The 20952-nt window shown below is 41.0% G+C and carries 17 protein-coding genes; 8 read left to right on the top strand and 9 right to left on the bottom strand.

Features of this window, described 5'->3' with window-relative positions; all coding sequences use genetic code 11:
• Positions 1-95: 95 nt before the first annotated feature.
• Entirely contained in the window at positions 96-989 is an 894-nt protein-coding gene (locus GUA46_RS05495; RefSeq protein WP_176619635.1) for a Mur ligase domain-containing protein, read from the top strand.
• Here GUA46_RS05495 and GUA46_RS05490 read toward each other — a convergent pair.
• Together GUA46_RS05490 and GUA46_RS05485 are read right to left on the bottom strand one after the other, a co-directional pair.
• Positions 980-2614, bottom strand: coding sequence for an SMI1/KNR4 family protein (locus GUA46_RS05490; RefSeq protein ID WP_176619634.1), 1635 nt, complete (start codon positions 2612-2614; stop codon positions 980-982). The genes GUA46_RS05495 and GUA46_RS05490 overlap by 10 nt on opposite strands.
• A 414-nt stretch (positions 2615-3028) precedes the next feature.
• Positions 3029-3481, bottom strand: coding sequence for a DUF1569 domain-containing protein (locus tag GUA46_RS05485; RefSeq protein ID WP_176619633.1), 453 nt, complete (start codon positions 3479-3481; stop codon positions 3029-3031).
• Between the two features lie 53 nt (positions 3482-3534).
• Here GUA46_RS05485 and radC point away from each other — a divergent pair, with 53 nt between their 5' ends.
• The 6 genes from radC to GUA46_RS05455 are packed head-to-tail and all read left to right on the top strand — an operon-like array spanning position 3535 to position 9133.
• Positions 3535-4233: a RadC family protein gene (gene radC, locus GUA46_RS05480; protein WP_176619632.1), complete on the top strand. Its 699-nt coding sequence runs from the start codon at positions 3535-3537 to the stop codon at positions 4231-4233.
• A 3-nt stretch (positions 4234-4236) separates the two neighbouring features.
• Positions 4237-5532 (top strand): polysaccharide deacetylase family protein, encoded by a 1296-nt coding sequence (locus GUA46_RS05475; RefSeq protein WP_176619631.1) that lies wholly within the window; start codon positions 4237-4239, stop codon positions 5530-5532.
• Entirely contained in the window at positions 5525-6214 is a 690-nt protein-coding gene (locus GUA46_RS05470; RefSeq protein ID WP_176619630.1) for a YjjG family noncanonical pyrimidine nucleotidase, read from the top strand. Before GUA46_RS05475 ends, GUA46_RS05470 begins: the two co-directional genes overlap by 8 nt.
• Before the next feature lie 54 nt (positions 6215-6268).
• Entirely contained in the window at positions 6269-6820 is a 552-nt protein-coding gene (locus GUA46_RS05465; protein WP_176619629.1) for a hypothetical protein, read from the top strand.
• A 2-nt stretch (positions 6821-6822) separates the two neighbouring features.
• Positions 6823-8280: a DUF5723 family protein gene (locus GUA46_RS05460; protein WP_313790858.1), complete on the top strand. Its 1458-nt coding sequence runs from the start codon at positions 6823-6825 to the stop codon at positions 8278-8280.
• Between the two features lie 13 nt (positions 8281-8293).
• On the top strand, positions 8294-9133 hold the full coding sequence (locus tag GUA46_RS05455; protein WP_176619627.1) for a hypothetical protein: 840 nt from the start codon (positions 8294-8296) through the stop codon (positions 9131-9133).
• On the opposite strand, the gene GUA46_RS05450 is transcribed toward GUA46_RS05455, so the two are convergent.
• Entirely contained in the window at positions 9130-10407 is a 1278-nt protein-coding gene (locus GUA46_RS05450) for a replication-associated recombination protein A (protein ID WP_176619626.1), read from the bottom strand. The genes GUA46_RS05455 and GUA46_RS05450 overlap by 4 nt on opposite strands.
• A 120-nt stretch (positions 10408-10527) precedes the next feature.
• Between GUA46_RS05450 and GUA46_RS05445 the strand changes: the two genes are divergently transcribed.
• The gene (locus tag GUA46_RS05445) at positions 10528-11250 is read left to right on the top strand and encodes a rhomboid family intramembrane serine protease (protein WP_176619625.1); all 723 of its coding nucleotides are present in this window, start codon (positions 10528-10530) and stop codon (positions 11248-11250) included.
• On the opposite strand, the gene rlmB is transcribed toward GUA46_RS05445, so the two are convergent.
• The 6 genes from rlmB to GUA46_RS05415 all read right to left on the bottom strand — a co-directional run bounded on the left by rlmB (position 11247) and on the right by GUA46_RS05415 (position 20946).
• Entirely contained in the window at positions 11247-11981 is a 735-nt protein-coding gene (gene rlmB / locus GUA46_RS05440; RefSeq protein WP_176619624.1) for a 23S rRNA (guanosine(2251)-2'-O)-methyltransferase RlmB, read from the bottom strand. The genes GUA46_RS05445 and rlmB overlap by 4 nt on opposite strands.
• A gap of 94 nt (positions 11982-12075) precedes the next feature.
• Positions 12076-13464: an aryl-sulfate sulfotransferase gene (locus GUA46_RS05435; RefSeq protein WP_229418445.1), complete on the bottom strand. Its 1389-nt coding sequence runs from the start codon at positions 13462-13464 to the stop codon at positions 12076-12078.
• Between the two features lie 29 nt (positions 13465-13493).
• The gene (locus GUA46_RS05430; RefSeq protein WP_176619623.1) at positions 13494-14939 is read right to left on the bottom strand and encodes a PQQ-dependent sugar dehydrogenase; all 1446 of its coding nucleotides are present in this window, start codon (positions 14937-14939) and stop codon (positions 13494-13496) included.
• Positions 14940-15116: 177 nt separating this feature from the next.
• Entirely contained in the window at positions 15117-16022 is a 906-nt protein-coding gene (locus GUA46_RS05425; protein WP_108246803.1) for a hypothetical protein, read from the bottom strand.
• Positions 16023-16035: 13 nt separating this feature from the next.
• Positions 16036-17727, bottom strand: a complete 1692-nt coding sequence (locus GUA46_RS05420) for a SusD/RagB family nutrient-binding outer membrane lipoprotein (RefSeq protein ID WP_176619622.1) — start codon at positions 17725-17727, stop codon at positions 16036-16038.
• A gap of 12 nt (positions 17728-17739) precedes the next feature.
• The gene (locus tag GUA46_RS05415; RefSeq protein WP_176619621.1) at positions 17740-20946 is read right to left on the bottom strand and encodes a SusC/RagA family TonB-linked outer membrane protein; all 3207 of its coding nucleotides are present in this window, start codon (positions 20944-20946) and stop codon (positions 17740-17742) included.
• Between the last annotated feature and the right edge of the window lie 6 nt (positions 20947-20952).

Raw genomic sequence — 20952 nt, 5'->3', positions numbered from 1 at the left:
GTTCTCAAATTTACCACCAAGATAGGCATTAATCTAGGGTTTCGGAATTTGTATTGGCACCGGCATTGGCTATTTTTGAAAACTAAATTGAATCAATGCAGGTACATTTTATAGGTTTGGGCGAGGTAGAAATGTTTAATCTGGCCTTAGCTCTTCATAAAAAGGGAGATACAGTGACCGGAAGTGATGAACTTTTTGATGAATCGTTGAAGGCCGTTATGCGAGACCAAGGATTGATGTTGGATGAGATAGGTTGGTTTTCAAATAGGGTCAATTCACAATTGGATTTCGTTGTTTTAGGTACTAATGTTACAAGCGACAACCCGGAATTGGAAAAGGCTAAGGAACTAGGTTTGCGATTGGTTTCTTACCCTGCATTCCTATACGAGCTGGTTAAATTGAAAACACGTGTTGTGATAGCCGGCAGCCAGAGAAGGTCCGAGGTCGTTTCAATGGTTTTACATGTATTGGACTATAACAATATTGAGGTCGATTATGTGCTTCCTTCTCCAAATGGAATCCATCTAACCGAAGAAAATGATTTTATTGTTATGGAAGGTGGTGATAGGCCATCATCTGTTATTGATGCCGTACCACAGTTTCACAATTATCAGCCAAACATTGCTTTATTGACCGATATTGAGTTTAAAGAAGGAAGTTTTTACTCCGATTTTGAAACCTATGCGGAACAATACGGGATTTTTGTAAATAGTATTGTAAAGGGAGGAAGTATTACCTATAATGAAGAGGATGTTGAAGTGAAGAAACGAGTAGAATCATCAGAAAACCCAATCAGAAAGTTCTCATACGGAACCCCGGACTATCAAGAAGCGGACGGACAAATATTTTTGGATACACCAGATGGGGAAATGCCATTGGAAATATCCGGTGAAACAGCTTTGAGCAATTTAGCGGGGGCCAAATGGGTTTGCCAACAAATGGGAGTGGACGAAGTGGAGTTTTATGAAGCAATGGCCACTTACCAATAGTCTGTATCCCTCAAAAAGTTTGGATTCAGTGCTGAGATTTCTTTTTTTATCCTCGTAGCAACTTTGAATACTCCTAATTTTGTGTTGATGTCAATAAGTTGGGCATAGGGCACTATCCAATGCTTTAATTCATAGCTTTTTTCGAAACAATCACGAGCTTTTTGGATTTTTCCAAGGCCTAAAAAACATTGACCTTTTGCGAAGAGGAGCCATTCCTTATTTTGTTTTGACCGCAAAAGAGCCCTATATTTACCCAAGCATAGATAGGCAAAGGCGTAAACGTTGATGTCTATGAGATTTTCCACAATCTTTTCGTACGGTACGGTCTCTGGGTTTGCTTTTAGGTCAATGAGTTTATTCAGATGTTCCTGAGCTATTAAGGTTCTTTTAAGGGCTGCATTCGCATATATCAGGATTAAATAGATATCCTGTAAATAATCTTCAAATTCTTCATCTTCTTGGTATTTGGTTGTATTCAGAATAAGTTCTCCCCAATATGTCGCCATTTCGTAATCTTTGTGTGTATGATGTATTTCCTCCAAAAATAAAACAGCTTCATCCATAGTGTCTACCATTTCCAATACTGCTTTGTGGCTTTTTGATTTGAGGAGACAAAGGCCCACCGTCCTAAGGTATGGACTCTCCAGCTCACCGCTAGGGTATACAGGGTCTTTCAAAGCCATAGCTGCTTCAAAACAATTCAATGCCCTTTGATGATTACCTAATTCAAAAAAAGCTTTGCCTTGCTGGCATAAATTTTTTTTTCTTCCAGCCTCATCAAGATTTGGCAGTGATTGTACCAAAAAATGTAGGGCAATCTGAATATCTTTATAGTGTACATCATTCAAGAAATAGTCAATGCTTTGCTCTACGATTTCTCTATGAATATTTTGTTCCAATATCCTTTTCAATAAGATTTTGACCGGGCTTTTATCCTTTAAATTATTGAATTGGCTGACAAAGTCCATCAATTCTTCAACATTCTTGGGTAGAAAAGAGTGGATTTTCTCATCGGCATAAAGTTCCTGCATAGTTTGGTTATTTTTGTATGCGGTTAAAATGGCCTGGTCTAACCAATATTTAAACCAATCTCCAAAAGAGTTGGCGACCCATTTAAAACCTTCTTCGCTCACCAAACGGTTGAGCCATATTTCACCTTTGTTTGTTCCTTTTACAACCAGAAAATAATATGTTCCACAGCCATTGTCGGCAATTGGGAGTTGTCCATGGTCAGCACCTTGAAGTAGATGGTCCACATGCAAATTATCTTTTAGACGAGCTTTGTTGATTTTATCGTCGTACGTGTCATAGGTGTCTTTTGTAGGGTCAAAAAGAAACAATTCGTTGTACTCCAAAGGGTTTATCCAAGGTAAATGTAATTTGGGGTGTATATTTTTAATGTTAAGGGGCAAAATCCCATTTCCTGGACCAACACCCCCGTTGCAAATGCTCAACAAAAAATTACGATATGTTTTTGGTAGTTCAATACGATGCTTTTTTTCAAAAGCTGCAATATCTGTTTCAGAAAATGGAAGGTATAGATGCTTTTTAAAGTGTTTGCCTTCGTTCAAGAACCTGTGGTCCAAATCCCAAAGCTTTTCTAGTTTTTTCTTGATATGGTTCACCTTACTATATGTTGTTTTGAAATATTTCAAGCTAAATATATGCAGTGCGCCAATGAGATTTTAAACAGATTGACAAATGCCCGTTTTGAATTGACGGAGAAGATGAAACCGATAAAGAAGAGGTGGTTTATGAGGCGATGGCTACATTTAAGTAGCTTCAAATCCAATATTTGAAAGGATTCGAAAATGTAATTTTGTCAGTTATGGGTTAGAGGAATGGTAATTGATTGATATTGTGAATGAAACGGCTCCTTCGCAATATCTCATTTTACTTAAGACGATTTTTGTCTGTTTCGTTTCTTGCATTTATGTTGGGTATATCCAACGTTTTTCTACAAGAAGACCGAATGATAAATGATTCAAGGAAAAAAGTAGAACAGCACGAGGTTCAGGATGAAGACGATGCACTCTGACTCAAACATTGAATTGTCTTAAATGATGGTCCAAGTGTTTGTACTGCATTTGTCCCCATTGTTGGGGCGTAAACGAACCAAAAACCGGATGTGGGTCCCATTCTTTTTTATCTTTTTCATTATGAAAATCGTTCACAAGACCAAGTAAGATATCCTTTTCTTTCGCAAAATTCTTGTCCTCTACAACCTTCAAACCTTTGGCGGTGGGCAAACCTTGGCGCCATGGTTTATCATCGTACAAGCTTTTTTTAAAAAATTTGCCCACAAGTTTGAGCATAAAATTGGCGTTGCCATCTGATTTGTGCCGTTTCAAAGATATTTTTAATGGAAATTGGCAATGGTGAAGCATTTGCCCAACCTCCATTTTGCCCCATTGCCTTTCCGAAGATTCTGAAAGTTGATGGATTCGTGCAATAATTTCTTCGTGCACCTCAGTATTGAAAAGGGATTTCATAATGAAGGATTTATATTGAAAATTACATAAAATTATTCTCCTATCTTTAGCGCATGCAAGAAAAACTAGCTTCTTTTTCCATAAAAAACTGGGCAGATGATGATAGGCCAAGAGAAAAGTTAGTACAAAAAGGGAGTTTTGTACTTTCGGATGCCGAACTGATTGCTATTTTAATAGGATCAGGGAGTAGGAACGAGAGCGCAGTGGAACTTTCCAAACGGATATTGGCTTCTGTGGACAATAACCTCAATGAGCTCGGAAAGTTATCGGTAAGCCAGTTGATGCGGTTTAAAGGTATTGGTGAGGCCAAGGCCGTAACAATTGCCGCAGCATTGGAGATGGGTAGGCGAAGACGATTGGAGGATACTTCCAAAATAATCAAAATACAGAGTAGTCACGATGCTTTTGAGTTGCTATATCCACTGATCGGTGAACTTCCGCATGAGGAGTTCTGGATTGTTTACCTGAACAATTCAAACAAAGTTGTCCATAAAGCGCAGCTGAGCAAAGGGGGCATTACAGGAACTTTGGTAGACGTTAGGCTTGTTCTAAAGCAAGCATTGGAGCTTGGTGCTGTGGGTATTATTTTGGCACATAACCATCCTTCAGGGACATTGGTGGCAAGTGCTGCCGACAAGCAAATAACCAAAAAATTGAAAGTAGCTTCAGAAGCACTGGATATAAAAATATTGGATCACTTAATCTTGGCTCAACACCAATATTTGAGCTTTGCCGATAAAGGAATACTGTAGTCCATGTTGTTGATTTTTACACATAAGGTAACCAATCGATTGACCTATACGGCCAAACAGATTTTTGAAAAAATCTTGGGCGTGGAGATGGGGTTTACAACAAAGGTCGAGGAGTTCATCAAACACAATGGCCCTAAAATGACCTATTCCAAACAACCCCTGCAGAACGAATTCTTTATTCGAAGCAACGATCTTTTGTTCGAGCAAGGCATCAATGATTTGGAGGTGAAGGTTTCGGATTGGGACGGGCTTCCCTGTTTTTTTTTAGCTGGGGATAAAAGCACTGTTCCCTTTGATGTTTTTTCGGCCAGTTTCTTTCTATTGAGCAGGTACGAAGAATATTTGCCCCATGTTAAGGACAGTGTGGGCAGATTCCCTGTGAAGGAAAGTATAGCTTATCAGAATGACTTTTTGGAGCTTCCCGTGGTAGACCTTTGGGCCTACAAATTATTGGAGGCCTTAAAGGATAGGTTCCCGGATTTGGAAAATAAAGAAAAGGACTATCGTTTCACCTCGATTATAAATGTTACAACTTCACATGCGTATGCCATGAGAGGGATTGCCCGTAGTATTGGAGGGCTTTTATTGGATTTGGGCAATTTTAGGTTCAGGGATGTCTTGGATCGCTTTTCGGTGATGATGAGACTCAAAAAGGACCCTTATGACAATTTTTTCGAGTTAGTGGATATCCACAAAAAGTTTCCCATTAAGACCATGTTCTTTTTTCAGTTTGCAAAGCATTCGGCGCACGATAAAAACGTATCCACCAATAATAACAAATTTCGTTATTTGATCAAATCCGTAGCTGATTATAGTATTGTTTCCTTGAGTACCTCGTTTATGTCGTCTTATGATAAAAATGTGCTCCGGGAAGAGAAGAAACAATTGGGCAACTTAATCAATAGACCCATCAGCTATGCCAGGTTGCGTTATAATAAAGTAAATGTTCCAGCGACCTACAGAAATTTGGTAGAAACGGAGTTTACGGATGACTTTTCTATGGGCTACACCCACGAAATTGGTTTCAGGACAGGTACTTGCACGCCTTTTTATTTTTACGACATCAATACAGAGGTGAGGCAACCCATTAAGATCCATCCATTTGCCATGCACGACTATGCTTTGGTAAAGTACAAGAGCAAGGAGGAGGTTTACGAGAAAATGGATAAGGTATATCGATTGGTAAAACAAGTCAAGGGCGACTTTATTCTTGTATTCTCAAATGAGCTCTTGGGAGGAAAGCAGCAGTTAAATTGGATGGAGCTGTATCAATCCCTTTTAAAGCGATACTATGTTTGATTATAAAGTGACCGATGTTTTTTTCGATTTGGATCACACCCTATGGGATTTTGAAAAGAACTCAGCATTGACCTTCGCCAAAATTTTGGTGGAAAACAAGGTCAATGTAGATTTGGATAACTTTTTGGAGGTTTACGCCCCCATCAACATGCAAATGTGGGCATTATACCGGCAAAATGGAATTGAAAAGTCCCAGCTAAGGTACCAGCGGTTAAAGCAGACGTTTGATAAACTAGGTGAGCATGTACCAGATGAAGTTATCGACCTATTGGCCCACGAATATATCGCCCATCTATCATCTTTCAACCATTTGTTGCCGAATACTCTGGAAACTTTGGAATACCTTTTTCCAAAATACAAGTTGCACATTATAACCAATGGATTTCAGGAGGTACAGACCAAAAAGTTGAGAGGAAGTGGAATCCATCATTATTTTCAAAAGGTAATTGATTCTGAAATGGCCGGTGTTAAAAAACCGGATCCCTACATTTTTCAAATGGCATTGGACCTGGCACAGGTAAGGCCTCAGAACTCGTTGATGATAGGGGATAATCTCGAAGCCGATATACTAGGGGCAAAAGCCTTGGGGATGCAGGTGCTGCACTATAATTTTCACAAAGAATCCAATCATGGAGAATGCACCATGATTCACGACCTTATTGAAATAAAAAACATTTTATAGAGTTATATTACAAGTGGTAAACCCCATTTTTGATACTTGGAAATGTTTTTGGCTATGAGAAAATTACTGTATTCCACTCTCTGGATCACAGGATTGTTGGCTTGCACCATATCCTGTATGGAAGAGCAAGATTTTGATCAGTTTGATGATTTAAGGGTGACCCCGACCTTGTCCTCAGGGATTTTTTATTTGGAATCCGATGAGGAGACCATAAATTTAGCAGGGCCATTGGGCTCTTTTTATTTTGAAGAGGTCACTTTTGAAGCGTTTAACGAGCAGTATGTTGCAGAGCGTCTAATAGAAGGAACAATAACCTATCAAATAGAAAACACCACAAGCAAAAGACTTCGCATAGTGATTGAATTTTTGAATGAAGATGGAAGGGTTTTGGATGTAGAGAGATTTGATATCGAGGCCAATAGTCCGAATGTTGCAGAGTATCCAGTCTTTTATGGGGCAGGAGGCAAAAACATCGATATATTGTCCAGTACAAAAAGTCTTCGCGTATCTGCTGATAATTTGGGTGATGGCTCAAGTGTTTCTGCAAATCCCGATGCAAGGATTATATTTCGCTCTGGAGCTGAATTTTTATTTCAACTACAATGAGTATGGCCCCAAGACTTATCCTGATTACACTTTTTGTATACGCTACCGGATTTGCTCAGAACAAGGAGGTATTGTACGATTTTTATGAGATTCCCCAATCTTTGATGGTAAATCCTGGAGTCAAGACTTCGCAGAAATGGCATGCAGGTATTCCTGTTTTGTCTGGCCTCTCCGTACAAGGAGCCACCAGTGGAGTTACCGTGAACGACCTTTTTGCCAATGATGGGGTAGATTTTACCACCAAGGTACAAGAGCGATTATTGGATGTTATGACCAATAGAGATGATTTTAGCACTACAAGTCAGATAGAGGCATTTACTGTAGGATTCAGGGGCAAAAACAGACCGGATGATTACTATTCCTTCGGCATGTATGGCGAAATGGACATTATTTCCTATTGGCCCAAGGACTTGGCCATTTTGGCTTTTGAAGGTAACGGGGGAGGCAACCTAGGTAGGAGCTTTGACCTTGGTGACTTGAATCTCCGCGGAGAAATGGTCAATGTGCTTCATTTTGGCATAAATAGAAAAGTAAATGAGGGTCTTACCATTGGGGGACGGGCCAAAATATATTCCAGTATTTTTCAGTTTCAATCTATAAATAATTCGGGCTCTTTTATTACAAGGGAAGGACAGAACAATGTTTACGAAAGTGCCATAAGTGCAGATATGCAGTTACAAACGGCCGGTGTGAAAGGTTTTTATGATATTATCGAAGAGGATACGGGAACCACGAAAAAGGATGTAAAAAGTCTATTTACGGAAAGGACGCTTTTGGGTGGGAACCTGGGTTTTGGTGTTGATGTTGGCTTTAGTTATAATTTAAATCCGCAGACGACCATTACAGCCAGTGTTTTGGACCTTGGATTTATCAGCAATTCAAAAGATGTTTGGAACTATACTTTTGCAGGTAGCACCACTACAGATGGTATTTCTATTGTGCTTCCAGAGGATATCGATGACGTGGACAATGACAAATGGCAAGAACTAATAGATGAAATAGATGCAGCATTGCCACATGGTGAAAACCGGTCCAGCTATATCTCATGGAGGCCAGTAAAGGTTTACGGTTCCCTTAGATACGATTTTGGACAGGGTGGAAATGGCAGGATTTTCGATAATTGTGGTTGTGCCGTAAACGGCGGTGGAATGTCAAGTACTTCCGACTATTACCGCAACAGTGTCGGCGGACAATTGTTCATGATAAAAAGACCAAAGGGGGTCCAAGCTGCATTGACCGGTTTTTATCAAAGACGTTTTGGCCGTGTACTCTCATTAAAAGGTACGTATACCATGGATAAATATTCCTTTACAAATATAGGTTTGGGCGCAAATTTTCAGATGGGCCCCGTAAACTTTTATGTGCTGGCGGACAATCTTCTAAGCTACTCCAATATTGCGGACAGCCACTATGCTTCTTTACAGTTCGGATTTAATATTATATCTTGGAACGGTAATTGAGTATCTTTGATATATGAAATATAAAGTATTGTACATATTGCTTTTTGCAATCGGATTGAACACAGTGGTAAATGCTCAGTTAAACGATTACAAATACATCATTGTGCCCAAGAAGTTTGATGCATTTAAATCCGTGAATGAATACCAGACCAGCACGTTGGTCAAATATTATTTTGAAGAAAACGGGTTTAATGCTCTTTATGATGATGCCATGCCAGTAGACTTGGCAGGGAATAGGTGTTTAGGGCTTTTGGCCAATTTGGAGGATGGTTCCAATATGTTTACCACGAAAGTTACAATCACCCTAAAGGATTGTAACAATGTCGAGGTATTTAGGTCTGTTGAAGGAATTAGCAAGATCAAGGAATACGATAAGGCTTACAAAGATGCTATTCAAAAAGCATTTATCTCTTTTGCTGGAATGGATTACAGCTATGTGCCACAAGAACGGGAGAAAAAAGAATCAGCCACGGTTACTCTCAATTTTAAGGACGATGTAAAATCGGTTCAAGAAGAATCAAAAGAGCATATTATAGAACAGAAATCCACTACAGAGGAGCAGGTCTACAAAGCTGTGGAACCGAAACCTTCATCTATCGTAAGAGCTGCGGAGAAACAATCTGCCGAGTTGCCGGCCGAGGTTTTGTATGCACAGCCGACCGATTTTGGCTATCAACTCGTGGATAGCACACCAAAGGTTGTGTTGAAGTTGCAGGAAACTTCGATGGACAATGTATTTATGACCGATTTTAACGGTTACAATGCAGTAGTCTTCGAAAAAGATGGCAAGTGGTTGTTGGAGTATTCCGAAAACGGAGAAAAGGTTCAGAAAGAACTGGAAATCAAGTTCTAAAAATCATATTTGTTCTTCCATCTTTTTTTTAGAAAATCCTTCATAGAATTTTCTCTAGGGTTGTTCCCAGGTTTATAGAAAGTTGTACCTGAAATTTCTTCCGGGAGAAACTCAAAATCCACAAAATTGTTTTGGTAGTCATGGGCATAGGCATACCCTTTACCATACCCCAAATCCTTCATTAGTTTAGTTGGAGCGTTCCTTAAAGGAATAGGCACAGATAGGTCCCCGGTCTGACGAACTTTTTGTTGCGCTTCGTTAATGGCCATGTAACTGGCATTGCTTTTGGGAGAACTGGCTAAATAGGTAGCGCATTGGCTCAAGATTATCCTGGCCTCTGGGTATCCTATCGTTGTTACGGATTGGAAAGTGGTATTGGCCATAACAAGTGCTGTAGGGTTGGCGTTTCCTATATCTTCGGATGCCAATATGATCATTCTACGGGCAATAAATTTTACGTCTTCGCCGCCCTCGATCATCCGGGCCAACCAATAAACAGCCGCATTGGGATCGCTACCGCGAACACTTTTAATGAAGGCCGAAACAATATCGTAGTGTTGTTCCCCTGTCTTGTCATACCGAACCGTATTGCTTTGGACCTTGTTGAGTACTAGGTCATTGGTTATGACAATTTTTCCATTTGGTTCAGAATTAACGATAAGCTCAAATATATTGAGCAATTTTCTACCATCTCCTCCCGATAAACGAAGTAGTGCATCCGTTTCCTTGAGCTCGATATCTTTTTTGGAAAGTAAGGTGTCGGTTTCAATAGCACGCTCTAAAAGTGCCACGAGGTCGTCTTTTCCAAAGGAATTCAAAGTGTAGACTTGGCAACGCGACAAAAGTGCAGGAATTACCTCAAAACTTGGGTTCTCGGTAGTTGCCCCAACTAGTGTCACCCAACCTTTTTCTACCGCAGCGAGCAACGAATCCTGTTGTGATTTGCTAAACCGGTGAATCTCGTCAATAAAAAGAATGGGGTTCTTGGAGGTGAACAAACCACCACTTTGTTTGGCTTTGTCGATGACCTCGCGAACATCCTTTACGCCACTACTAATGGCGCTCAAGGTATAAAATGGTCTTTGGCTTTCCGTGGCGATTATATTGGCCAAGGTGGTTTTACCTGTTCCGGGCGGCCCCCAAAAAATCAACGAGGGGATTACACCCCTCTTAATTTGATTAGTCAAAGCACCCTGCTTCCCTACCAAATGTTGTTGACTGATATAATCCTCTAAAGTTTTCGGACGTATGCGTTCTGCCAAAGGTTCGTTCATACATCAAAAATAAAATAAATTTGACGGTCCGTTGTTCTTAAAAGAGGAAGGATTTTTACCCATCACCTGACAATTTGTATAAATTTAATGTTATGGCGAGATGTTTGATTTTGTGAGCGTATGAGTTCAGATTCTTTTAAATTATCTAATTCAGTTATAGTAGCGCCCTTAGTGGCGGTATTGTCCATTTGGATTGTATTCTGGGTAGAGATGCAATTAGGCATCAATTTGAACGAGTACGGTGTATATCCTCGGAGGTTATCGGGCTTGCAGGGAGTATTCTTCAGCCCGTTTATCCATGGTTCCATTGAACATTTATACAACAATACCATTCCTCTGGCGGTGTTGACGGCATTCCTGTTCTATTTTTATAGAAGTGCAGCCCTTCGGGTTTTGTTGATCGGGGCTCTGGTTTCTGGGTTGTTGACGTGGGCAATAGCTAGGCCATCCTATCATATTGGGGCAAGTGGGGTTATTTACTTATTGGCCAGTTTTATATTTTTTAAAGGGATTTTGGCCAAGAATTATCGTTTGGTCGCCCTATCGTTGGTAGTAGTGTTTATATATGGCAGTATGATTTGGTATATATTCCCGGTTAAGGACGGTATTTCGTGGGAAGGCCATTTAGCTGGTTTTTTCACCGGATTGGTACTTGCTTTTGTTACTAAAATCCAAGTTCCGGAGGTTCGAAAATATGATTGGGAACGAGAAGATTATAGGGAAGAGGATGACCCTTTCCTAAAACATTTTGATGATAACGGTAATTTTATCGAGAGTGCTCCCGAAGAGCCTGAGGAAAAAATTGAAATCAAATATCACTATAAAAAGTCAAGTGATGATTAGCTTCTCCTTTGTCGAACCACCTCATAAAGAAACACGCCGCAGGCCACAGAAACGTTCAATGAGCCTATTTTTCCCATGAGGGGCAATTTGGCCTGATGGTCTATGATGTTGAGGGTAGAAGGGGAGATACCTTTTTCCTCCGAACCCATTATGATTGCGGTAGGTTGGTTAAAATCGACACCGTAAATCTCGTCATCGGCTTTCTCGGTAGCTCCAGTAACGACAATTCCAGAAGATTGCAGGTAAAAAATAGCATCTTTTAAGTGGTCTACCTTTGCAATGGGTACATTAAAGGCTGCTCCGGCCGAAGTTTTTACCGTATCCTCCGTAATAGGTGCGGCCCCACTTTTAGGAACGATAATGGCATGGACGCCGCAACATTCGGCAGTACGTATAATGGCACCAAAATTTCTTACATCGGATACACCGTCAAGCATCAGGAACAGGGGAGTCTCTTCTTTGCTGAGCACTTGTTCTACCAATTCTTCAAATTGATGGAATTCCACTGGGGAAATCTGTGCTACGGCACCTTGATGGTTATTGTTGCGGGTAAGGCGGTTCAGCTTTTCAACAGGAACGTAGGATAGGCCGATGCCGCTTTTACGTGCAGAGGACTCCAATTCTTTGTAAAGGTCACCTTTAAGACCTTTTTGAATGAATACCTTGTTAATGGGTTGTCCGGCGTTAATCGCCTCTATGACTGCCCTTATACCGTAGATTTGACTGCTCATTATATATTGCAATTGATTTGCAAAGATGCAATAAAGAAACTTATAAGCATTTTAATGGAAGATCAATTTTTTAAAAGTACTAACCAAATGAAGTTTATAGTCCAAGCTCCAATACTCCTGGGTCATCTTTGGCGTAATGGTACGATCTCCAAAAAAAGCCTTGTCCTGAGAACTTCCAAACGACTTCACCATCCATAGTTACCTCCCAAATACCATAATCTCCTTCGGTTATCATCGTATTCCCATTGGGGAGTCTTACAGCTCCTGAAACCCTGTCTGCGAATAACTCAGGGTTTGAGAAGCTCCATGTAACTTGCGGCGCTGTGTTTTGGGGTATTGATTGTTGGTAAAGAGCTTCAGGCAGTTCCATTTCATAAACGGTAGACTGGCCCAATTCTCCTCCATTGGAAAAAATCATAAATTTGCTTGGTTCAAATAGATTGGGGTGGTGGTTATTGTGGAACAATCGTTCAGAATCTAAATCTCCATATGTGCTTGGGTTGCCAAACCTGTACACAAGGTCTCCACCACGACCATAATTTCCTCCAGAATGTGCTGCAGCTGCAGAGGTATCTGTGCTGTGGTCTATTACCCAGACCTCACTGTAAAAATTAACACTGAGGTATATTAAATCGTTATCGGCATCATAATCAATGCCATTGATGTGCATAAGATTGCCTGTATCGTTACTGTTGAAGTTGATATCAATAAGCTGTGGATTGCCCGATACTGAACCAAAATTGGATTTGGTGTCATCTACATCTTGTATGATGTGATCTATAGAATGCCATTCCCAAACAATTTGATCGGTGGTAGGGTCAATTTCAATGACCGATTCCAAATAAAGATCCATATTATGGGTAGAGCCATTTTCTGTGGCAGTCTCTTGAGGTATTCTTTCCCATGCAATGGCCAATACGTTCCCATTTGGCATCCTTTCGATATCATGATGCATCCTATGTTCGCTGGTGGCATAGACGAAATCCCAAAGAGAAGTCCCTTCTTTGTCCAAAATTTGAATTTGACCTCCATAACCTCCAAAGAGAATATCATTACTTTCATCATATCTAAACGTGGCCAGGAGTGTTCCGTCATCTTGGAGTATGGCATCGTTGCCTATTGATTTTTCTCCTAGATCCCATTCATATACAATATTTGCGCTTTTGTCCATTAAATAAACTGCAGGAGCCAAAAGGTCGTTTACCAACACATAGCTATCACTAATTTGTTCCGAATCAATGATATTTACTGTTCCAGTTTCTCCCTCAATAGTATTTTCATCGGTCTCTTCCGGTGTTTCTTCTGGTGTTTCCTCTTCCGGATCAGGGTTTTCAGTTTCTTCTGGTGTTTCTTCGCCAATTATGTCAGGAGATGGACCATCATCATTGGAACAGGAGATTAGCAGAAGTGTTGAAAGGAAACAAATGCCCAGAATTTTAATGTTGTTTATATAAATACGGATTAGCATAGTTTTCTTTTTCATGTTTTTAGATATTGTTTCTGAGGGGTCTTTTATTTGATACTCAGGTCATCCTTTATTTTATCTGGGGTCCTTAAATGGGCAGCTGATTTTCTTTCCTCCATTTTTTGAAGCTGAGCCTCTCCAAACTGTTTTGGGTCACCATTGAAGTGTATTCGCCAAATCTTCCCTTGTTTGGATTCGGAAATATACAAAGAACCATCCTTTCCTTCTGCCAAGCCCATGGGTCTATATTTTGCATCGGGCATGCTTACAATGGTATCGACCTTGGCAAAACCATCTGCAAACACCTCCCATTCACCTGTTGGTTTTCCATCTTTGAACGGAATAAATGCTACAATATATCCAGCTTGAGGGTATGGGGCCCTATTCATAGATCCATGGAAGGCTATAAAGGCTCCATTACGATATCGAGGAGGAAATAAGTCCCCTTTATAAAATAAAAGATCGTTGGGTGCCCAATGGGCCGGTAATCCCATGAGCGGTTTTTTATACTGATTATCTTCCATGGAACCATCTCCGCCATATTCTGGAGCTACAAGCCTTTTGTTCTTAAAATGATCGTAATAGGTATAGGGCCATCCAAAATCATCCCCTTGTTCTATTTTCATAAACTCTTCGGCTGGTAATACCGCTTGGTGCCATTTACTATAGTATTGTGGTGCATGGTTGTGTAGGTAGTCCCTTCCATGCTGCACACCATATAGGCTATTGTCCTTGTCGTTCCAAGAGAAGGCCACCACGCTCCTTATACCAATGGCGTACATTTCGCCATCTTGTTGAACTTGATTGGTACGGTTTTCATCAAACTTCCAAATACTTCCCAAAACTTCCAGTCCGGGACATGGTTTCATGCCTTTTACCTGTCCTTCTGTATTGAAATTCTCGCAAGCATTTGTTGGGGCACTGAAAGTGACGTACATATTTCCTTTTTTGTCAAATGCCAGGGATTTGGAGTTGTGCCATCTTTTTGGGAATTGGTCAATTAAAATTACTTCGGCCTTGGATTCGGGAATAAGTTTTCCTGGGGTAAGTTTTTGCCGGTACACAATTTGTTCGGAACTGAAATAGAGATATCCCTTGTGAATCCTCATTTCAGTGGCAAAAGTTCCATCATTAGGATAGTCCCCGAAAGTTTTTATAATATCCGCTTTTCCATCCCCGGTAGTATCTCGAAGTGCAAGATTACCATGAGTACCTTCAGGTTTTCTCAGTTTTACGTAGATATCACCATTATCGTTTACAGCTATATGTCTAGAAGGTCCAACGCTGTCCACTACAACAAGTGCAGAGAATCCATCAGGTAGGTACAGTCCGCCGTTAGGTTCATTGATATCGCTCTTTTTTTCTGAGGCCTCACTCTGTTTGGTTGATGGCTTAACAGGCTCCTTTTTGGAAGAAGTTCCTTTCTCTTTAGAACCATCCTGACAGGCGGTTAAAATTATACTGAACAAAAGAATAAATAGGTGTCGAGACATCTTGGATTATGGTTGATTCTATGCTGATAAGATATGAAAATTCTAGTTGTGCGATAGGGGATTCATCCTTTCCGAGACTAAAATTAACACGTTTATGCTATGCATACGGTGTTCAATGATGGTGTATAAAAAAAGGGCGTAAAAATTTACGCCCTTAAGTTATAATTGTATTGCTTTTTATAGGTCCAAAGCCATACAGAAGTCAAATAAAGCGGTTCCGGCCGGTGGTTCTGGACCTAGGTCCAAAACGGTTTCACCATTAGCAGAAGTGACTTGAAATGTGTTTTCTTCATCATATGACCCACTGTTGTAAAAAATCTGAATTTCAACAGTGCCTTCTGGTACAATAAAAGAATATGATGATGAAGCTCCTCCCTCATGGGCATAACTGGTTACTTCTCCATCAATGCTTACAGATAATGAAGCACCGTTCCAAGAGTCACCATAAGAATCTTGTTGTTCAATGGTCCACTCTCCTGGAGTTGGAGTAATGGGAGGACAAGCGACAGGTATGCTGTATACAAAGGGAGACCTAAAGTAAGATCCACCAGATACAGTACTGTTCAAATTCCCACTGGAGAAGGAGCGACCATCGGTCAAGTTCAATACATATCGAATTGTAAAACTACTTCCCCCAGCATAATCTTCTGGTATAGTTCCGACGAAATCCGATTCGGACAGTCCCAAAGCTGTTGCCAATTCTGCTAACGTAAACTCTACTGTAATAGAGGGTAAGTCAACATCGTTTGGTGAGAATGCCGATGCGGGCAAAGTAGTGACAAGTGTCTCGTCTACTGAATCCGCTTCATCAGCACCGGTGTAGGATGCGTAGACTTCAACATCTTGAAGCAATTCTCCCTGTTTGTTGTCCTCTACCTCAAAAGTTACCGAATAGGTCGAGGTAGGAAAATTGAACAGGAAGTTTTGAGATGCAACATCGGAGCTGGGTGTTGTAGCTCTAAATACAGCACCGCGGGTTACTTCGGCGAAGACATCATCAATTGTCTTGTTACTGGAGTCACAGGCTACAAAGCCAATGGATGCCAGCGAAAGTATCATTATATTTTTAATATATCTTTTCATTTTTCTTTTTCTTTTAGTTTGATAATGGGAAACCGGAATCAGGGTTATTGTCCCAGAACACCTTCACCGTCACACTTGATTTTTGTGTAACTGAACTGTTGTTGTTTGCATAAACCGCAGGATAAAGGAAAGATCTTATGAACGAACCCGGTTCTGGCTCCAAGTTGGCTTGTAGATCGTTTGGATATCCTGTTCTTCTATAAAAGTTATATGCGTCAATTCCGTTTCCGTAAAGTGCTACCCAAAATTCTTTGGCGATAAGGTTTAGTTTTTCATCACCAACAGCAGCATCATATAGAGCTTCTACCTCTGCAACATAGTCGTCTACATCATCACTGGTAGGGGCCAAAGATAAGTCTGCATCAGCATCCAAAGCTCCAAAGGCCATTGTCTTTTCTATTGACTTTGTTACACCATCGCTAAGGAATGCTCTTGCACCAGGGATGTCTCCGGTAGCATAGGCTATTTCTGCCTGTAAGAAATCAATTGTCTGTGCCAAGAAGATAGGGATTATTCCAGCTCCACCGCCACCTGAGCCTAAATCCACTGCACTAAATTCGCTGTCATCAAATTCGCCACCTGCTGGATATACACCGTATGTTGTCTTTAAAGGTCCGTCTGGTGGAGTTCCGTCATCATCTCCGTGATCTCTTCCCCAATAACCATTGGGCAAATAGCAGAAAGTGAACCCACCATCAACATAGTGTTCAGGTATTGGCTCCACACTACAAGATAATGTCTGTTGGTTAGGGCCTTCTGAATCTATGGCACCAGGAGTAGTTGCGGATTGTCTGTAGTAATAGTACCTAATCCTAGGATCGCTATCCTCATAGATGGCCACACCATTTTCAACTTTTGAATTGTCCATGTAATTCATAAGCCAGTTGCTCATATAATCAGCAGAACCTTGAGGTGTGTAGTTGTCAATGTAATTTGGATGCCTTGAATCTGGGTTTACCACATTGGTTCCCCATTCGAATTGGAAATCCTCATCTACAGAAGTGATGTAATCACCGCCAGCGATTATAGCATTAAATGCGTCAATAGCGCCTCCATCTACTAATCTGGACTGTGCATAAATCTTCAATTTTAAGGAGTTTGCCAGTTTTACCCAGTTATCCCAGTCACCGTCATAGTAATAGTCATTGCTAGGGTCTGCTGTGTTGTCCTCAGTAGTGAAATTTGCAATGGCATCATCCAATAATCCTAGAGCTGCCTCATATATGGCGGCCCCGCTGTCTGCTGTTGGATTAAGGTTGTCTAAGCCCTGTATAGCACTAGTATAAGGTACATCTCCATAAAAATCAACTAAAGTAACTGCAGTGAACGCCTGAAATACCTGTCCCATACCTATATGGCGTTTAAAGTTGGCTTCTTCTGCCAAAACGTTCATGGCAGAGATGTCTGTGAACATAGAGGAATAAGCAAACCTCCATTCCGCATCTTGAGATGCTGGCGAGTATGCTTGTTGATACAATCGGGTACCCATATATTCTATACGGGTTACTTCGGAGCCATTGGTTCCAAAAGCATCGTTGAAACGAGCGAATTCCTCTTGTACACGGTTAAGATAAAAATCGGGTGTAGCTTGGTCCGGACTTACCGCATTCGGGTCTGTAGTCAGATCAAGTTCTGTACTCTCGCATGAAAGTAGGAGCCCCACGGAGGAAATCGCTAGAACTAGTTGTTTTATATATATTTTCATTTTTCTATTTTTTTAAAATGTTGCTTTAATAGACATACCATATCTTCTAGAGCCTGGGCTGTTGATAAAGTCGAAACCTAAGGCGTTACCTACACCAACCCCAAGGTTTTCAGGGTCAAAGTTTGTTCCTTTGGGGATATTGATACCCTTAAACCATAGGTTTTGTCCAGTTAAAGTAAGGCTCAATGATCCGAAAGGTGTCTTTTCCAAGGCTTTCTTTGGAACAGAATATCCTAATCTTACCTCTCTTAATCGAATGGTACTACCATCGTAAACCTGTAATTCACTTGGACCGAATGCTACGTTACTAAAGTAGTAATCGGAGTTGTTGATTTGAATATCGTTAACGGAACCATCCGCCTTAACCCCAGGAAGGATGAAAGTGGAAACACGATCCTCAGTATCTGTGGTAAGTCCTCTACCAACCAATGCAGAAATCGTGTTGGCATAAACATCACCACCATGTCTATAAGAAATATCGAAGCCAAAGTTCAAGTTTTTGTAGTTGAAACCATTGCTAACGTTCAATCTCCAGTCAGCATTGGGGTCTCCAATCTCAAACAATCCTTGCTCTTCAACATAGCTACCGGTACTCGCAACAACTTTGTTTCCATCGTCGTCTCTTAGCACTCTAGTACCCATTATAATACCAAATGGTCGTCCTGCAACAGCAAAGTTGGAAAGGTCAGAGAAAAGACCTCCAATGTTAATGTTGTCCGTATCCTGACCAAGGTCCACTACTGTAGACTCATCCGCAGTAAAGTTGGCGTTAACCATCCAGTTGAATCCACCTGGGTTGGAGTTTCTAAATAGGGAAACTCCTAAGTCAGCCTCAATACCTTTAACCTGTACCTCACCGATGTTGGTAACAGTTTCGGTATAACCTGTGGAAGGGTCCAAAGGTCTGTTAGAAATAAGGTCTGTGGTTGTTTTCTTATAGATAGAAACATCCAAAGAAACTCTGTTCTGGATAAAACGGCTCTCAATACCGAACTCTAATTCCTGAAGAAGCTCAGGTTTTAGGGCTGGATTGGCCAATTCGTCATCCACTCTAATGGAGGATACCAACGTACCGTCTTTTAAGAATTCCCTAGTGTCCAAAGTTGCTGTGCTAGCTACGGGGTAACCCCCAAAGAAACCTGCGGAAGTACCATAACCAGCTCTAAGCTTCAAGAAGTTCAATCCATTTTGTGATTGTAGGCCATCAATTATAGAAGTTGGCAATATAGATAAACTAGCAGACGGGTAGAAGATGGAGTTTTCAAAGAAGTTGGAAACCCAATCGTTCCTTGCTGCCAATGTAAGGTAAGCAAAGTTGTCATAGCCAAACTCGGTTTGGGCATATACACCAACAATGTTCTGTGTTTCATCACGTTGAACTGGTTGGGCCGTGGCAAAGTTATAGTGTCTGAACACACCGAAAATAGACTGCTGGTCACTGGTTACACCTTGTTGAGAGAACTCGGTTCTTCTAGAAGTAGCACCAACGTTAACACTAAGGTCTAATTTTTCTGTCAATAGGAAAGAACCATTTAACTGTAGCGTGTGATCCCAAATTGTATTTCTGTTGTCGTAGGTTTGATATCTACCTTGTATGTAACCTTCGGCACCACCTTTGTTCTGTCCGATTTCGTTACGCTCTGTGTAAAAATCCAAACCGGTTCTCCAGAAAACGTTAATGTTGTCGTTTATTTTGTAAGTAGCCTGTGTGCTTCCAAAGAAACGATTTGTCAACTGATTGGCGAATGCATTCGCAGCTGTCCATCTTGGGTTCTGAATATCGTTACCTCCTCTATAGTAAACACTTCTACCATCAATAGGGCTCTGGAAAGGCAGTCCCATCAAATCCACACTTCGTGGTGTGAAGAACAGGTGGCCAAATACAGACGAACCAGCTCCAAAGGAACCGTTACCGGTACTTGCTGCAATTGGAGGAGATTTTACATCACTCTTTGAAAAGTTAAAGGTAGAGTTGATTGTAAAGTTGTTGCTCAACTCAGCGCGTCCACCTAAACTAATATTGGTTCTTTGTAGTTTGTTGCCAGGGGTAAACCCTTCGTCTCTAAGATTACTGGCACTTGCATTAAAGGCAATTTTTCCATCTTCTGACCCACCAGAGGCATTAACAGCATTGTTGGTCACAACACCAGTACGGAAAAAATTCTTTACACCGTCATAAGGTCTAAATTCATACGTAGCTCCTTGATATTCAGGGAATGCTGCACTTACACCGGCATTAACGGAATATGGATGTCTGATCAAGATAGTACCATCTGGGGATGTTCCTCTCCATGTAGCACCGAAGTTGTTAGGGTCAGGAATGTTGAAATCAGGTCCCCAGTTACTGAAGAATTCACCATAAGCCTGGTCAAAACCATTACCATATTGGTCTTGGTAATCAGGCAATGTGGATATTTCATTAAAAAATATTGATGAAGTAACGGTAATTTCTGATTTTGCCCTGCTGGCCCCGGCAGCACCTGCCTTAGTGGTAATTAATATTACACCATTCCTTCCTGCGGTACCATATAGGTTGGCAGCAGCCAAACCTTTAAGTACACTTACATTGGCAATGGAGTTAGGGTCAAGGTCCAAAAATCTACTTGACCCCACGTTACCATCAATGGCATCTCCTTGAGTATTGGTGTCAGAGCTGAACGGAACACCGTCCACAATAAACAACGGTTGGTTGGATCCGGAAATTGAAGTGAATCCACGAATAATAATGTTGGTAGCAGAACCGGATACACCGCTTGCTGCATTAATAAGTACCCCGGAAGCTTTACCGTTTAGTACCCTTCCTACATCACCTTCCGCTTTTTGCTCCAAATCTTCCGCTCCAACTGAGGAGACTGCGTAACCAAGGGCTTTCTTTTCCCTTTTAATACCCTGTGCGGTAACTACAACCTCTTCAAGGGCTTGGGCGTCTTCCACCATTTGAACATTGATTACACTACTGGCACCCACAACTTTGCTGGAGGGGCGTTGTCCAATGTAAGTGAAAAGCAATGTCTGTCCTTCACTTGCACTGATAGCATAATTTCCATCGAAATCTGTTTGGGTACCGGACGAGGTCCCTTCAACGACAATGTTGACTCCAGGCAGCGGGAGGCCATCGGCATCCGTAACTGTACCTGTAATCGTCTTGTCCTGTGCATAGGATATATGCACAACAAACGCCAATAATAGCGTTAACAATCCATTAAGTTTTGTTCTCATTGTTAA

Origin of the sequence: Flagellimonas chongwuensis (assembly GCF_013376415.1) — a bacterium.
Taxonomy (GTDB): Bacteria; Bacteroidota; Bacteroidia; order Flavobacteriales; family Flavobacteriaceae; genus Flagellimonas; species Flagellimonas chongwuensis.
Note: the sequence above shows the minus strand (reverse complement) of the source record. Positions and strands in the feature narration are given on the sequence as shown.